Origin of the sequence: Aromatoleum aromaticum EbN1 (assembly GCF_000025965.1) — a bacterium.
In the GTDB taxonomy this organism is placed as follows: Bacteria; Pseudomonadota; Gammaproteobacteria; order Burkholderiales; family Rhodocyclaceae; genus Aromatoleum; species Aromatoleum aromaticum.
Window position 1 is genome coordinate 2,202,388 of the sequence record NC_006513.1, and the last position, 15,845, is coordinate 2,218,232.

At 66.2% G+C, this 15,845-nt stretch carries 12 protein-coding genes and 1 pseudogene; 7 read left to right on the plus strand and 6 right to left on the minus strand.

The window, feature by feature from the left end; all coding sequences use genetic code 11:
- Positions 1-45 precede the first annotated feature (45 nt).
- The 5 genes from meaB to ypfJ all read left to right on the plus strand — a co-directional run bounded on the left by meaB (position 46) and on the right by ypfJ (position 7,502).
- On the plus strand, positions 46-1,056 hold the full coding sequence (meaB, locus tag EBN1_RS10440; RefSeq protein ID WP_041646186.1) for a methylmalonyl Co-A mutase-associated GTPase MeaB: 1,011 nt from the start codon (positions 46-48) through the stop codon (positions 1,054-1,056).
- Between the two features lie 54 nt (positions 1,057-1,110).
- A complete protein-coding gene (locus EBN1_RS10445) occupies positions 1,111-2,643 on the plus strand; it encodes an acyl-CoA carboxylase subunit beta (RefSeq protein WP_011237925.1) in 1,533 nt (510 codons plus the stop codon).
- 29 nt (positions 2,644-2,672) lie between these two features.
- Positions 2,673-4,673, plus strand: a complete 2,001-nt coding sequence (gene accC / locus EBN1_RS10450) for an acetyl-CoA carboxylase biotin carboxylase subunit (protein ID WP_011237926.1) — start codon at positions 2,673-2,675, stop codon at positions 4,671-4,673.
- Positions 4,674-5,096: 423 nt separating this feature from the next.
- The gene (locus EBN1_RS10455; protein WP_011237928.1) at positions 5,097-6,485 is read left to right on the plus strand and encodes a KamA family radical SAM protein; all 1,389 of its coding nucleotides are present in this window, start codon (positions 5,097-5,099) and stop codon (positions 6,483-6,485) included.
- A gap of 159 nt (positions 6,486-6,644) precedes the next feature.
- A complete protein-coding gene (gene ypfJ, locus EBN1_RS10460) occupies positions 6,645-7,502 on the plus strand; it encodes a KPN_02809 family neutral zinc metallopeptidase (RefSeq protein ID WP_011237929.1) in 858 nt (285 codons plus the stop codon).
- A 33-nt stretch (positions 7,503-7,535) separates the two neighbouring features.
- On the opposite strand, the gene EBN1_RS10465 is transcribed toward ypfJ, so the two are convergent.
- Positions 7,536-8,012, minus strand: a complete 477-nt coding sequence (locus EBN1_RS10465) for a VOC family protein (RefSeq protein ID WP_011237930.1) — start codon at positions 8,010-8,012, stop codon at positions 7,536-7,538.
- Between the two features lie 109 nt (positions 8,013-8,121).
- Positions 8,122-8,949 carry an AraC family transcriptional regulator gene (locus tag EBN1_RS10470; protein ID WP_011237931.1) on the minus strand — a complete coding sequence of 276 codons (828 nt, stop codon included), beginning with the start codon at positions 8,947-8,949 and terminating at the stop codon, positions 8,122-8,124.
- Positions 8,950-9,067: 118 nt separating this feature from the next.
- Between EBN1_RS10470 and EBN1_RS10475 the strand changes: the two genes are divergently transcribed.
- Both EBN1_RS10475 and EBN1_RS10480 read left to right on the plus strand, forming a co-directional pair.
- A complete protein-coding gene (locus tag EBN1_RS10475) occupies positions 9,068-10,306 on the plus strand; it encodes a CynX/NimT family MFS transporter (protein ID WP_041646190.1) in 1,239 nt (412 codons plus the stop codon).
- 117 nt (positions 10,307-10,423) lie between these two features.
- The gene (locus EBN1_RS10480) at positions 10,424-10,549 is read left to right on the plus strand and encodes a hypothetical protein (protein WP_011237933.1); all 126 of its coding nucleotides are present in this window, start codon (positions 10,424-10,426) and stop codon (positions 10,547-10,549) included.
- Positions 10,550-10,568: 19 nt separating this feature from the next.
- Here the strand turns inward: EBN1_RS10480 and EBN1_RS10485 are convergent, their stop codons facing one another.
- The 4 genes and pseudogenes from EBN1_RS10485 to EBN1_RS10500 form a co-directional block, all read right to left on the minus strand.
- Positions 10,569-11,543, minus strand: a complete 975-nt coding sequence (locus EBN1_RS10485) for a virulence RhuM family protein/type II toxin-antitoxin system death-on-curing family toxin (RefSeq protein ID WP_011237934.1) — start codon at positions 11,541-11,543, stop codon at positions 10,569-10,571.
- A gap of 159 nt (positions 11,544-11,702) precedes the next feature.
- A complete protein-coding gene (locus EBN1_RS10490) occupies positions 11,703-12,428 on the minus strand; it encodes a response regulator transcription factor (RefSeq protein ID WP_011237935.1) in 726 nt (241 codons plus the stop codon).
- Between the two features lie 4 nt (positions 12,429-12,432).
- Positions 12,433-14,525, minus strand: a pseudogene (locus EBN1_RS10495) (PAS-domain containing protein); the annotation flags it as partial.
- Positions 14,526-14,598: 73 nt separating this feature from the next.
- A complete protein-coding gene (locus EBN1_RS10500; protein ID WP_011237938.1) occupies positions 14,599-15,735 on the minus strand; it encodes an AraC family transcriptional regulator in 1,137 nt (378 codons plus the stop codon).
- Between the last annotated feature and the right edge of the window lie 110 nt (positions 15,736-15,845).

Genomic DNA, 15,845 nt, shown 5'->3' on the forward strand with positions numbered 1-15,845 from the left:
AGATCCGCGAATTCCTTGCGTCGACAGAAGAAGGCGTGCTGGAAATTGAGTAAACCGGTCGAGGATTCCTTGCTCGCGCCGGAAGACCGGAAACTCGTCGACGGCGTGCTCGCCGGACAGCTGCGCCCGCTGGCGAAGACGATCACGCTGATCGAGTCGTCGCGTGAGGACCACCAGGCGCGTGCGCACAAGGTCATGGAGGCGCTGCTGCCGGCGACCGGCAATGCGCTGCGCGTCGGCATATCCGGCGTGCCGGGTGTCGGCAAGTCGACGTTCATCGAGGCGCTGGGCCTGTACCTGATCGAACAGGAGCATCGCGTCGCAGTGCTCGCGGTCGATCCGTCGTCGTCGGTGACCGGCGGCTCGATTCTCGGCGACAAGACGCGCATGGAGATGCTGTCGCAGCGCACCGAAGCGTATATCCGGCCCAGTCCGTCGGCCGGTTCGCTCGGCGGCGTCGCCGCGCGGACGCGCGAGACGATGCTCGTGTGCGAGGCGGCGGGCTTCGACGTGATCATCGTCGAGACGGTCGGCGTCGGCCAGTCGGAAACCGCTGTCGCCGGCATGACCGACATCTTCTGCCTGCTGCAACTGCCCAATGCCGGTGACGACCTGCAGGCGATCAAGAAAGGGATCATGGAGATCGCCGACCTGATCGTCATCAACAAGGCCGACATCGATGCGCGCGCGGCGCAGCTCGCGAAGTCGCAGATGAAGAGCGCGCTGATGATGTTCCGCCACGCGTCGCCGAACTGGACGCCGCCGGTGCTGACGCTGTCGGCGCTGCAGAAGGACAGCGTCGCCGGGTTCTGGGACGAAGTGAAGCGCTACCGGGACACGCTGACGCCGACCGGAGAGTTCGACGCGAAGCGCCGCCATCAGGCGCTCGCGTGGATGTGGGAAATGATCGACAGCGGCCTGCGCAGCCGCTTTCGCAGCCATCCGCAGGTGAAGCACGAATTGCCCGGGCTTGCCCGCGCGGTCGAAGAGGGCGCGACGACGCCGTCGGTCGCCGCGATGCGCCTGCTCGGCTACCTGGAAAAACCGTCACAGTAGCGCGGAAAACGAAATTTCAGCGCCGCCAAAAAGCGAAGCACAAGGAGGTTTTCAATGCACGACATCATCCGCCAGCTGCAGGAAAAGCGGGAGGCAGCCCGTCTCGGCGGCGGCCAGCGGCGCATCGACGCCCAGCATGCGAAAGGCAAGCTCACCGCGCGCGAGCGCATCGAACTGCTGCTCGACGAGGACAGCTTCGAAGAGTGGGACATGTACAAGGAGCACCGCTGCACCGATTTCGACATGGCCGAGGAAAGGGTGCCGGGCGACGGCGTCGTGACCGGCTACGGCACGGTCAATGGCCGGCTGGTGTTCGTCTTCTCGCAGGACTTCACGGTGTTCGGCGGGTCGCTGTCGGAGACGCACGCGCAGAAGATCTGCAAGATCATGGACCACGCGATGAAAGTCGGCGCGCCGGTGATCGGGCTCAACGACTCGGGCGGTGCGCGCATCCAGGAAGGCGTCGATTCGCTCGGCGGCTACGCCGACGTCTTCCAGCGCAACGTCATGGCGTCCGGCGTCGTGCCGCAGATCTCGCTGATCATGGGGCCGTGCGCCGGCGGCGCGGTGTATTCGCCGTCGATGACCGACTTCATCTTCATGGTCAAGGACTCGTCGTACATGTTCGTGACCGGGCCCGAAGTCGTGAAGACCGTCACGCACGAGGAAGTCACTGCCGAGGAGCTCGGTGGCGCGGTGACGCACACGACGAAGTCGGGCGTCGCCGACCTCGCGTTCGAGGACGACGTCGAAGCGCTCGCCGGCTTGCGTCGCTTCATCGACTTCCTGCCGCTGTCGAACCGCGAACAGCCGCCGGTCAAGCCGGCTTTGGATCTGGCCGACCGCGTCGACGAGTCGCTCGACACGCTGGTGCCGGCGAACGCGAACCAGCCGTACGACATGAAGGAGCTGATCGCGAAGGTCGTCGACGAAGGCGACTTCTTCGAGCTGCAGCCGGACTACGCGAAGAACATCCTGATCGGCTTCGGCCGCATGGAAGGCCAGACCGTCGGCATCGTCGCGAACCAGCCGCTGGTGCTCGCCGGCTGCCTCGACATCAAGAGCTCGATCAAGGCCGCGCGCTTCGTGCGCTTCTGCGACGCGTTCAACATTCCGGTCGTGACGTTCGTCGACGTTCCCGGCTTCATGCCCGGCACCAGCCAGGAATATGGCGGCATCATCAAGCATGGCGCGAAGCTGCTGTACGCGTACGCCGAATGCACGGTGCCGAAGATCACCGTGATCACGCGCAAGGCCTACGGCGGCGCCTACGACGTCATGAGCTCGAAACACCTGCGCGGCGACGTGAACCTCGCGTGGCCGACTGCCGAGATCGCGGTGATGGGCCCGAAAGGCGCAGTCGAGATCATCTTCCGGGAGGAAAAGAACGACCCGGCGAAAATCTCCGCGCGCGAAGCTGAATACAAGAAAAAATTCGCGAACCCGTTCGTCGCGGCCCGCCGTGGCTTCATCGACGACGTCATCATGCCGCACAACACCCGCAAGCGGATCTGCCGCTCGCTCGCGATGCTGCGCGACAAGCAGCTCGACAACCCGTGGCGCAAGCACGGCAACATCCCGCTCTGACCGTTCATCGCTCTGAATTGAGGTAAGAAATGTTCAAGAAGATTCTGATCGCGAACCGGGGAGAGATCGCCTGCCGGGTCATCAAGACTGCCCGCAGGATGGGCATCCAGACGGTCGCGGTGTATTCCGAGGCTGACCGCGATTCACTGTTCGTCGACCTCGCCGACGAAGGCGTCTGTATCGGGCCGGCGCCGTCGAAGGAGTCGTACCTGGTGATGGACAAGATCATCGCCGCGTGCAAGAAGACCGGCGCTGAAGCGGTGCATCCGGGCTACGGCTTCCTGTCCGAGAATGCCGAGTTCTCGCGCCGGCTCGAGGAAGAAGGCATCGTCTTCATCGGCCCGAAACATTACTCGGTTGGCCAGATGGGCGACAAGATCGCGTCGAAGAAGCTCGCGAAGGAAGCCCGGGTCAACACGATTCCGGGCTACGCCGACGCCATCGACACTGCCGAGCAGGCAGTCGAGATCGCCAAGGGCATCGGCTATCCGGTGATGATCAAGGCTTCGGCCGGCGGCGGCGGCAAGGGCCTGCGCGTCGCGTTCAGCGACCAGGAGTGCTTCGAAGGCTTCACGTCGTGCCGCAACGAAGCGAAGACGGCGTTCGGCGACGACCGCATCCTGATCGAGAAATACGTGCTCGAGCCGCGCCACATCGAGATCCAGGTGTTGGGCGACGCGCACGGCAACGTCGTGTACCTGCACGAGCGCGAATGCTCGATCCAGCGCCGTCACCAGAAAGTCATCGAAGAGGCGCCGAGCCCGTTCCTCGACCCGGTGACGCGCCGCGCGATGGGCGAGCAGGCGGTCGCGCTCGCGAAAGCGGTGCAGTACCAGTCGGCCGGCACGGTGGAATTCGTCGTCGGCGCCGACAGGTCGTTCTACTTCCTCGAGATGAACACGCGGCTGCAGGTCGAGCACCCGGTCACCGAGATGATCACGGGACTCGATCTCGTCGAGCAGATGATCCGCGTCGCCGCCGGCGAGAAGCTCGCGTTCCGCCAGGAAGACATCCGGCTCAACGGCTGGTCGATGGAATGCCGCATCAACGCCGAAGACCCGTTTCGCGGCTTCCTGCCGTCGACCGGGCGGCTCGTGAAATTCGAGCCGCCGGCCGAAGTGCCAGCGGGTTTGGCAACTGAGGTGCGCGTCGATACCGGCGTCTACGAAGGCGGCGAGATTTCGATGTTCTACGATTCGATGATCGCGAAGCTGATCACGCACGGCACGAACCGCGACCAGGCGATCGAGCGGATGCGCGACGCCCTCAACGCGTTCGTGATCCGCGGCATCAGTTCGAACATCCCGTTCCAGGCCGCGCTGATGCAGCATCCGCGCTTCGTCTCGGGCCACTTCAACACGGGCTTCATCAGTGAGGAGTACCCGAAGGGCTTCGACGCTTCGATGGTGCCGCACGATGACCCGACGCTGTTCATTGCGGCGGCCGCCGCGCTGCACCGCCGTTTCGAGGACCGCGATGCGCAGATCTCAGGCCAGATGCCGGGCCACGAGCGTGTCGTCGGCGACAAATACACGGTGATGCGCGGTGACGAACGCAGCCTCGTGACGGTCGTGCCGGCTGTGGGTGGCTACGACGTGGAACTCGGCGGCGAGACGTTCGCGGTGCGCACCGACTGGAAGTTCGGCGACGCGCTGATGAACGGCACGCTCAACGGCAAGCCGTTCACGATCCAGGTCGCCCGTACCGGGCTGCGCTATCGTCTGTCGCACAACGGCACGCAAGCGGTGCTGCTGGTAATGAGCGCGCGTTGGGCCGAACTGCAGTCGCTGATGCCGACCAAGGTGCCGCCCGACCTGTCGCGCTTCCTGCTGTCGCCGATGCCGGGGCTGCTGCGCGAGATCGCGGTGTCGGTCGGTCAGGAAGTCAAGGCGGGCGAGAAGCTCGCGGTCATCGAGGCGATGAAGATGGAGAACGTCCTCAAGGCCGAGCAGGACGGCAAGGTGAAGAAGGTCGTCGCGACAGCCGGCGCCAGCCTCGCGGTGGACGAGGTGATCGTCGAGTTCGAGTAACGGCGGTTCCGCTGCGATAACCCGGCCGCGCGCTCATCTTGCGCAGCCGATCCGGAAAAAGGGCTCACCTCGGTGAGCCCTTTTTCCGTTATCCCGTTTCGGCATCCCGGCGACACTCCTTCCCCGGCGGGATCAGAATCGATGCGGCCGGTGATCCGGAGCGATGCCTTGCGGCGAACAGCCGAGGCGTCCACGACAGCCTCTCAATATTTGCCCAAATATAAATTGTGAGATATTATGGCTGCGCTTCACGAACGCCTGCTGCGTGCCGGCGTTCGTTCCTGAACGGCAGCGGGTCGCTCACTTCTTCGCGACGTCCTGTACCGCCGCCACAAGACCAACGTTCGACGGACCGCGCATTACCCCTTGATCGCCTTCGCGGGGACTTCGCGTGCCGGTCCGGAACGAGATCAGGAGACATCCATGACGGCCCAAGCCCAGTCCCTTACCCGCCCGATCACTTTCAACGCCGCGCGCTTCGAGCCGGTGCCGTTCAAAGTCTACACGCAGCGCGACTTCGACCAGATCGTGCCGCTCGCGAAGCTCTCGGAGGCGCAGCGCTTCGAGATGAAAGTCGTGTCGTCGGTGCTGCCGTTTCGCGTCAACCAGTACGTCATCGACGAACTGATCGACTGGGACAACATCCCTGCCGATCCGATGTTCCAGCTGACGTTCCCGCAGCGCGGCATGCTCGCGCCGGAACATTTTGACCGCATCGCCACTTTGCTCGAGCACGGCGCGGACAAGAAGGATGTCGACGCGGCGGTCGACGCAGTGCGTCACGAGCTGAACCCGCACCCCGCCGACCAGATGGAAATGAACATGCCGCGCGACGAGCACGGCAACCGCCTCGAGGGCATTCAGCACAAGTACCGCGAGACCGTGCTGTTCTTCCCGAGCCAGGGCCAGACCTGCCACAGCTATTGCACGTTCTGCTTCCGCTGGGCGCAGTTCGTCGGCGACAAGGAGCTGCGCATCGCGTCGTCCGAAGCCGAGACACTGCACGCCTATCTGCGCCATCACTGCGAAGTCACCGACCTCTTGTTCACCGGCGGCGACCCGATGGTGATGAAAACGCGCCACTTGCGGGACTACCTCGAGCCGCTGCTCAAGCCGGAATTCGACCACATCCAGACGATCCGCATCGGCACCAAGGCGCTGACGTTCTGGCCGCACCGCTTCCTCGGCGCCGATGATGCCGACGAGCTGATCGCGCTGCTCGAACGCCTCACGGAGGCGGGCAAGCACGTCGCGCTGATGACGCATTTCAACCATTGGAAGGAACTCGACACCGAGGCGACGCAGGCCGCGGTGCGGCGGCTGCGCAAGGCCGGCGTCGTGATCCGCGGGCAGGGGCCGCTGATCGCCCACCTCAACGACGATCCCGACGTGTGGGCGCGGATGTGGAAGACGCAGGTGCGGCTCGGCATCTTGCCCTACTACATGTTCGTCGAGCGCGACACCGGCGCGCGCAACTACTTCGAAGTGCCGCTCGTGCGTGCGTGGGAGATTTACCGCGATGCGATGCAGCAGGTATCGGGCTTGGGGCGTACGGCCCGTGGCCCGAGCATGAGCGCGAGCCCCGGCAAGGTCGAGATCCAGGGCGTGACGGAAGTCGCCGGCGAGAAAGTCTTCGTGCTGCGCTTCATCCAGGGACGAAACCCGGACTGGGTGCAGCGGCCGTTCTTCGCGAAGTTCGACCCGCAGGCGACGTGGTTCGATCACCTGAAGCCGGCATTCGGCGACGAAAAATGGTTCTGGGAAGACGAGTACGAGGCCATCCGCGACGACAAGCTGTCGATCGAAAGCTGAACAACGCGCCGGCGCCGGCGGCTGTCCTGGACGCGACTCCTGCGGGCGCCGCGTTTGCTCCACGGTGACGAGCCGGCGTCGGTCTGACCCGCGTTTCAGCAAGCCGCCGCTCGCCGGCGTGTAATATCCGCATCGGACGTCCACACACGGAGGCGGATCATGCGTATCGGCGGTCGTCGGGAAAGCGAGAACGTCGAGGATCGGCGCGGTTCGCACTTCAGGCTCGGAGGTGGTGGCAAGATCGGCATCGGCACGATCGTGCTCGCGCTCGTCGCGATGTATTTCGGCATCGACCCGAGCGTCGTGTTCGACACCGCGAGCGTCCAGTCGCCATCGCCGGCCACGCAGCCCGCCTCGCCGCGCTCCGCCGCGGAAGATGAACTCGCCCGCTTCGCATCACAGGTGCTCGCCGATACCGAGGATACCTGGGGACCGGTCTTTGCGTCCGCCGGCGGCCAGTACCGGGAGCCGCGCATGGTGCTCTTCACCGGCGCGACGCGCAGCGCGTGCGGCGTGGGGCAGGCGGAGATGGGGCCGTTCTACTGCCCGGCCGACGAGAAAGTCTACCTCGACCTGTCCTTCTTCGACGACTTGCAGAACCGCTTCCGCGCGCCCGGCGACTTTGCCCAGGCGTACGTGATCGCGCATGAAGTGGGCCATCACGTGCAGAACCTGCTCGGCATCTCCGAAAAAGTCCAGCAGGCGCGTGAGCAGCTGCCGGCGCGCGAGGCGAATGCGCTGTCGGTCCGCGTCGAACTGCAGGCCGACTGCCTTGCGGGCGTGTGGGGCCATCATGCCGACCGCACGCGCCAGCTGCTCGAAGCGGGCGACGTCGAGGAGGCGCTCGGCGCGGCGTCCGCGATCGGCGACGACCGGCTGCAGAAACAGGCGCAGGGCCAGGTCGTGCCGGACAGCTTCACGCACGGCAGCTCGGCCCAGCGTGCGCGCTGGTTCCGCCTCGGCCTCGAGCGCGGTGATCTGCGCGCGTGCGACACGTTCAGCCCGGGCGCGCTCTGAACGCCCTCCTCGGCGGCCGTCGGTAGCTGCCGCTTATCCCGCGAGGCGCGCGAACGCGTCGACGACTTCCGGCGGCGCCTGCACCAGTTCGACGAGGACACCTTCGCCGCCGATCGGGAATTCGTCGTTGCCTTTCGGATGCAGGAAAGTGATGTCGAAGCCGGCGGCGCCGCGGCGAATGCCTCCGGGTGCAAAGCGCACGCCCTGCGCAGTGAGCCACTCGACCGCGACCGGCAGGTCATCGATCCACAGCCCGACATGGTTCAGCGGCGTCGCGTGGACTGCCGGCTTCTTTTCGGCGTCGAGCGGCTGCATCAGGTCGACTTCGACCTTGAACGGCCCTTTGCCCATCGCGCAGATGTCCTCGTCGACGTTCTCGCGCTCGCTGACGAAGTTGCCGGTGACTTCCAGCCCGAGCATGTCCACCCACAGCGTCTTGAGGCGCTCCTTGCTCGGGCCGCCGATGGCGATCTGCTGGATGCCGAGGATCCTGAACGGGCGGTGCGACATGTGGGTAATCTCCTGAATTCTGCGGGGGAAGGGAAACCAAGGGCGGAATTGTAGCGAACGGACGAACGCAGTGCATGAGCCTCCCGCACCGCCGTCCGGCCTCCTCATGTCACCCGGTGGACTCGCTCGCTGCGCGCCGCAGCCGCAGCGACTCGCCGCGTTCGACGAGATAGCGCGCCGGCGGCTTGCCGAGCACTTTCTTGAACATCGTGATGAAGGCGCTGACGGATTCGTAGCCGAGATCCTGCGCGACCCTCTGCACCGTCATCCCTGTCGACAGGCGCTGCAGCGCGATGACGATGTGCAGTTGCTGGCGCCAACGCCCGAAAGTCATGCCGGTCTCGCCGACGATCAGGCGCGCCAGCGTGCGCTCGCCGATCGACACGCGCCGTGCCCATTCGGCCATCGTGCTGCGGTCGGCCGGATCGTTCATCAGCGCGTCGGCAATGCGCCGCAGGCGCGGCTCGGCCGTGATCGGCAGATGAAGCTGTTCGGCCGGCATCTGCACGAGCTCATCGAGCAGCACCGCGACGAGGCGCCCGGTCGGCCCGTCAATGGAATAGCTCTGCGGCAGTTCGACGAGACGCAGGATCAGCTCCCGCAGCAGCGGGCTCACCGACAGCGTGCAGCAGCTCGCCGGCAACACCGCCGCATCGGGCTCGATGAACAGCAGGCAGATACGCCCATTCAGCGACACCCGATTGGTGTGCGCCATGCCGCCCGGGATCCACACCGCGCCGTGCGGCGGCACGATCCACAGGCCGGAAGGCACTTCGCACGTCACCGAGCCGCGCGCCGCCAGGACGAGCTGGCCCTTGCGGTGTTGGTGCACCGGCAGCTCGCGGCTGTTGTCCCGGATATCGACGGTCAGCGCCACGGCCGGGCTGTACAGGTCGTCCGGGTCGAAGCGCGCCAGGCTGTCAAGAAGGTTGGACATGAAGGGAAAGCTCGTGTGCAGGCAGAATCAAGATATTAATCGTCAAGATATCGAAATTCAGATAACCGGCTACTCTCTAGAATCGACTCCATCTCCCCTTTTCCCGCGGTGGATTCGCATGCAGCCCCATCCCTCCGTCACGCAGCCTGCCGCCCAGGGCCTGCTTATCGTCGGCATCTTGCTGATCGCCGCGAACCTGCGCGCCCCGGTTACCGGCGTCGGTCCGGTGCTCGCCGACATCCAGCACAGCTTCGGCTTCAACGCCACGCAGGCCGGCGTGCTGGCGACGCTGCCGCTGCTCGCGTTCGCGCTCGTCTCGCCGCTCGCTGCCGGTGTCGCGCGTCGGCACGGGCTCGAACGCACGCTGTTCGGAGCGCTGCTGATGCTGACGGCGGGCATCGTTGTCCGTTCGTCGAGCACCGTGTGGGGACTGTTTGGCGGCACGATGATACTGGGCAGTGCGATCGCGCTGTGCAATGTCCTGCTGCCGAGCCTGCTGAAGCGGGACTTCGCCACGAAAGTCTCGACGATGACGTCGCTTTACGCGGTGACGATGAGCGTGACCGCCGCCTTGTGTTCGGCAGTGATGATTCCGCTGACGGGGATGTCGTCGTCCGGATGGACTTTCGCGCTCGGGATCTGGGCCGTCCTTGCCGCGTTCAGCGCAGTGGTGTGGCTGCCGCAGCTGCGCAGGGCGACGCGCCCGATGCAGCAGGCCGCCACGACTCCAGCGATCCCGATATGGCGCTCGCCGCTCGCGTGGCAGGTGACCGCGTTCATGGGGCTCAATTCGTTCGTCTACTACGTCGTCATCAGCTGGCTGCCGGCGATCCTGCAGCAAAATGGCTATTCCGCGGCGTCCGCCGGCTCGCTGCACGGGCTGTTGCAGCTCGCGACGGTGGTTCCCGGCGTGCTCGCAGTGCCGCTGATCCATCGCCTGACCGATCAGCGCGCCGCCGCGTTCCTGAGTGCGGTCCTCGCCCTGGTCGGCCTCGTCGGCTTCATCGCGCTGCCGGGCTGGAGCGTCGTGTGGTGCATCGTCTATGGCTTCGGCAGCAGTGCCTGCCTGATCCTCGCGCTGACTTTCATGAGCCTGCGCGCAGGCAGCGTGCATCAGGCGGCGGCGCTGTCGGGCATGGCGCAGGCGGTGGGCTACCTGCTCGCCGCGGTCGGTCCGACCCTCGTTGGCGCGCTCCACGACCTCTTCGGCGGCTGGTCCGCCGCGCTGCTGCTGTGCGCGACGATATCCGCAATCCAGGCCGTGTTCGGGTTGTACGCCGGCCGCCCGACGCAGATCGGCGCGCTGTCGCCGGGGGCGGTGGAGCCGGCGTCGGAACTGGCGGTGAGGCGGCGCTGACGAGGACTGCTGGTTACAGAGAATGGCTTCGCCGAGGAAAAGCCTTGATCCCTTGATTTCAGGGCATCAGTTACTGACCTTCTCGTAAGTATTGTCATGCCAGGAGACAATACGTGCATGAAATGCAAACGGAACTCGGACGGTGGCGCGATCGACCGCCACTCGTTTCAGGTGATACGCCAACAGGCTGCCCAGTCGATGGCGCCGGGATGGCGGGAGACGAATGTAGTGATCAAGGTCTAGCTCCGGAGCTGGGAGGTGGTCATGCGCCGTTCCCGGCGAGCATGTTCATGAGCAGGCGGATCAGCACGTCCCGGTCGTCGGGGCGGGACTGGGCGACGAGGAGCGACAGGGCGGCGAGGCCGACGTCATTGATCACCGGGCTGCCGTCGGTGTCGAACAGGCGGCCGTTGCGATGCAGGAAGCCGGCGAAGAGGAAGGCGCCGATGCGCTTGTTGCCGTCGGTAAAGGGGTGGTTCTTGACGATGAAATACAGCAGGTGGGCGGCGCGCGACTCCAGCGTGGGGTAGGCCGGTTCGCCGAAGGCGGTCTGGTCCAGGTTGCCGAGGAGGGCGGCGAGGCCGTCTTCACGCTCGATGCCGAACAGCGCACTGGCCTGCCCCTTGGCCATCAGGTCGGTCTTGAGATTGGAGATCCCGGCACGCGCCTCGGTCACCGAAGGCAGCTCGCCGCCGGGATGGCCGCGCGGCTCGGTGAGCAGGCCCTCGTCATAGCGCTGCAGCCACAGGAAGGTCTGGGTGTAGCGCACGACGATTTCCGCCAGGCCGCGCCCGGCTTCCTGCCCCAGTTCGGGGTGGGCGAGGGTCCGGCGCACGAGCTGCAGCGCGGCTTCGAGTTCGCGGGCGTTGTGTTCCAGGCGCTGGCGGTCGAGGGCGTAGCCGCGGGTGAGGTAGTCCTTGAGGACGCGGCTGGCCCATTGGCGGAACTGGGTGCCGCGCCTGGAGTTGACGCGGTAGCCCACGGACAGGATGGCATCGAGGTTGAAGAAGCGCGTCTGGTAGGTTTTTCCGTCGGAAGCAGTACGTGCAAAATTTGCACATACTGCCGCCTCGTCCAGTTCGCCTTCCCTGAACACGTTGCGCAGGTGCTTGGTAATCACCGAGCGGTCGCGTTCGAACAGTCGTGCGATCTGCTCCTGCGACAGCCAGACCGTTTCCTGCTCGATACGCACCTGGATGGATTCACCTTCGGCTTCGAAAAAGACCAACTCGTTCATCTGTGGCATTCCGTTGTGGCGGGCAGGTAGCTGAAGTTTATTTTTATGGCATTGAGAGGGCGTGCTTGCGTGACGAGGCAGTTCCTTCATGCAAGAAAACGCGTGACCCGTTGGGTTTTCTGGGACGGCTCGTCCTTGCCTGCACCCGTCGCCGTGCCGTCATTCCCATCGCACCTGCGCCGAGAATAGATAGCCCGCGCCATACACCGTCTTGATCAGCTTCGGCCGCTGCGGGTCGTCGTCGAGTTTGCGGCGCAGGCGCGAGATGCGCACGTCGATGCTGCGGTCGAACGGGTCGACGTCGCGCTCGCCGAGCAGCTGTTCGCGGCTCAGGATCTTGCTCGGACGGCGCAGCAGCGTGAGCAGCAGCGCCGCTTCGGCAGCCGAAAGGCTGACTTCGGGTTCGCCGGGGCGGGCCAGCGCGAGCCGTCCGGTATCGAAGCGCCAGTTTGCGAAAATCGCGACATTGCGTTCATCCGCGCCCGGATCGGGTGAGGCAGCGCGCTGGTAGCGGCGCAGGATCGAGCGCACACGGGCGACGAGTTCGCGCGGTTCGAACGGCTTGACGAGGTAGTCGTCGGCGCCGAGCTCGAGTCCGAGGACGCGGTCGGTGACGTCGTTGCGGCCGGTGAGGATCAGCACCGCGCACGGGCTGCCGTCCTGCAGTTCGCGCACGACCTGCATGCCGTCCATGTCCGGTAGGCCGAGGTCGACGATCACCAGGTCGGGGGAAGCCTTCCGCGCGCGGGCGAGCAGTTCGCGACCGGTCGCGACGTGTTCGCTGCGGAAGCCGTAGTCGGCGAGCGCGCCGCAGATCAGGCGGGCGATGTCCGCTTCGTCCTCGAGAACCAGGATAAGCGGCGTCACAGGCGCGTTGTCGTTCATCGGGGGGCAGGTCCTCGGTGGTTGCCGGAACATCCAGGATCGCGGCGAGGCTCGTCGCGAGCGTGTTTTGGTCGAAAGGCTTGCGCAGCACCGGCACGTCGAGCTGCGCCGTGCCGGCCAGCGCGTTGTCGCTGGCGTAGCCTGTGATCATCAGGATCGGCAGCCGCGGGCGCAGCGCGCGGCTACGGGCGACCAGTTCGCGGCCGCCGATCGCGCCGGGCATCACGGTGTCGGTGACGAGGACCGCGATCTCCGGGACCGACTCGATCAGGCTCCACGCTTCCACGCCGTCGGCGGCCTCGATGACGGAGTGGCCGAGCGCGGTCAGTTGCAGCCGGATGACGCGGCGTACTTCGGAGTCGTCCTCGACGAGCAGCACCGGTCCGGCGTTCTGGCGCCCGCGCCGTACCGTTGAGGCACCTTTGACCGGCGCCGCCGGCGTCGGGGCGACGGTGCGCGGCAGCACGAACGTCACCGTCGTTCCCGAGCCGGGCGTGCTGCGGATGCGGATGTTGCCGCCCGACTGGCGCACGAAGCCATATACCATCGCCAGCCCGAGGCCGCTGCCCTGGCCGAACGGCTTGGTCGTGAAGAACGGCTCGAACAGCCGCGGCAGCAGTTTCGCGTCGATGCCGCTGCCGGTGTCGGTGACATCGATCTGCACGTAGTCGCCAGCGGGCAGTTCGACGAGCATCGCGAGGCTCTCCGGGATGTGGCGCTCGCCGATCGCGATCATCAGCGAGCCACCGTCCGGCATCGCATCGCGCGCGTTGAGCGCGAGGTTCAACAGCGCGTTCTCGAGCTGGTGCGGGGCGACGAAAGCGTGCAGCGGGGCCGGCGGCAGGCGCGTCTGCAGGCGGATGTTCTCGGTCAGTGAGCGTGACAGCAGTTGCGCCATGTTGAGCACCAGCGCGCCGACTTCGACCGTGGTGGGTTCGAGCCCTGGCCGCGCGAGAACGTCAGCAGCCGCTTGATCAGTTCGGCCCCGCGCCGCGCCGCGTGCAGCGCGGGCTCGAGGTGCTCGCCGGCGGGGCCGTCCGGCGGCAGCTTCGATTTCAGTTCGGCCAGATTGCCGATGATGATCGTCAGCAGGTTGTTGAAGTCGTGGGCGAGACCGCCGGTGAGCTGGCCGACGGCTTCCATCTTCTGCGCCTGCACGAGCGCCGCCTGGCTCGCCTTCTGTTCGGTGATGTCCGTCGACAGCACGAAATAGCCGACCACTTCGCCGTGGGCGGACACTTCGGGGACGATGACGCTGCGGGCATGCACGGTACGGCCGTTGTCGAGCTTGCGCGAATATTCGTAGCTGACGCGCTCGCCGCTCGCTGCGACCTTCAACTGCTCGACGACCAGCGGGTACAGCGCGGGGCCGAACACGCTCTCGATGCTGCGCCCGACGATCGCGTCCTTGGTCAGGCCGAACCATTCGGCGTAGCCGCGGTTCGCGAACTGGTAGATTTCGTCGCGATCGACGTACGCGATCAGCGCCGGGATCGAATCGATGATCAGCTTCAGCCGCTCTTCGGAGCGCCGCAGCGCGCCGGCGATTTCGTCGACTTCGCCGTGCGCCTGCGCGAGCCGTGCGTTCGCGTTCTCGAGCTCGGCCGTGCGGGCCTTGACGCGCGCCTCGAGTTCGGCGTTCTGCCGTTGGATGACGTCCTCGTAGCGGCGCTGCTCGGTGATGTCGGTCCACAGCGAGACGAAGCCGAGATTCGGGATCGGCACGCCGCGGATCGCGAGGATCTTGCCGTTCGGCCGCGCGCGCTCTGCGTAGTGCGGCAGGAACGCGCGCGCGGCAGCCATGCGCTCGGCGACGAGCTGATCGACATCGCCTTCGCCGTATTCGCCGCGTTCGGCATTGAACCGCGCGAACTCCTCGAACGGCGTGCCGACGTGGACCATTTTCTCGGGAAAGTCGAGCAGCCGCAGCATCGCCTTGTTCCACGTTACGAGCTTCGGGGTCGCGTCGAAGACGGCGATCGCCTGGTCGAGCAGGTCGAGGCCGGCGAGCAGCAGGTCGTAGCGGCGCAGCTCCTGCGACGACAGCTTCGGCGGCGGGCCGCTTTTCGCAGGCGGAGTCGGCGTGGTGCGCAACATCAGGCGGGCATCCTCCGGGAGTGAGTTTGGCGCTTGCCCATTCTAGTCATCTCCGCAGGCGAGCACGCGCCGACTACCTCACGGAACGCACCGCAGGACGCGGCATTGCCGGGGCGTGAAACTCCGCCCCCGCGCCCTGATTCAGCAATTGCCTTCGAAACCGCTCCGGCGACATCCCGGTCCAGGCGACCACGGCACGATAGAACGCCGAGGGATCGGCATAACCGAGTTCGGCGCCGATCTGCGCAATCGGCTGCGCCGTTTTCGTCAACCGGGCGAGTGCGATGTCGCGACGCAGCGCGTCCTTGATCGTGCGAAAGCTCGAGCCTTCCTCTTCGAGCCGGCGGTGCAGCGTGCGCGCTGACAGGTGCAGCCGGTTGGCGACGGCCTCGAGCGACAGATTGTCGGGCAGCGCATCGCGCAGCAGGTCTCGCACGCGATACACCATGTCGCGGTCGCGCCGGTACAGCATCGTGATCTTGCCCGGCGCGCCGTCGAGGAAGGTGGCGAGCGCCGCTTCGTCGCGGCGCACCGGCAGGTCGAGCAGGTTGTCGCGCAGCCGTGCGACGAGCGTGCCGGCGTCGAAGAACGAATGTTCCGTATAGACCAGCGCGTAGTCGTCGGCGTGCGTCGGTCGGGGGTAGGGGAAATGCACCGAGTCGAGCGCGAGCTCGCGGCTGACGAGCCAGCATGAAACCGCGTGGATCAGCCGCAGCAGCCACTCGAATGCGAACACGCGGGCCGGGTCGCCGCGCCGATCCGCGAGCCGGCGCGTTTCCGAAATGCGCAGCTCGGCGCGCTCGTCGCCGTCGCCGCGCCGCACGCTGACCGCGAGATCGGGCAGCACGATGCGCAGGAAGCGTGCGGCGCGATCGAGCGCGTCGCCGAGCGTCGGTGCGCCGAGCATGCCGCGGCACAGGAACTCGAAGCTGCCCGAGCGCATCGGCTGCGCGAACAGGCCGAAGCCCTCGTCATCCATCTCGCGACCGATCAGGTTGTACAGCGCTGCGTAGCGGTCGATCGGGATGCGGCTGGCAGCGTCTGCAAGGTCCAGTCCCGCCGCGGTAAGCAACGGAGCCGGATCGCGCCCCTGCCGGACCATTCCCGACAGCATCCCCGTGACGAAGCCTCGCGCAACCGTCGCGCGGCGGCTGCGCGCCGGGCGCGACGGGGCGGCGGCAAAGGCGTCACCAGCGGAAGGGACGGACATGTTCGGGCTCATGCAGCGCAAGGCGCGAGGTTGATCGGAAGGTTGGCGGATTTTGCACGATGGACGTCCGGCCGGGCAATGGCAATCGCTCGGCTGGCCTCCTAAGATGC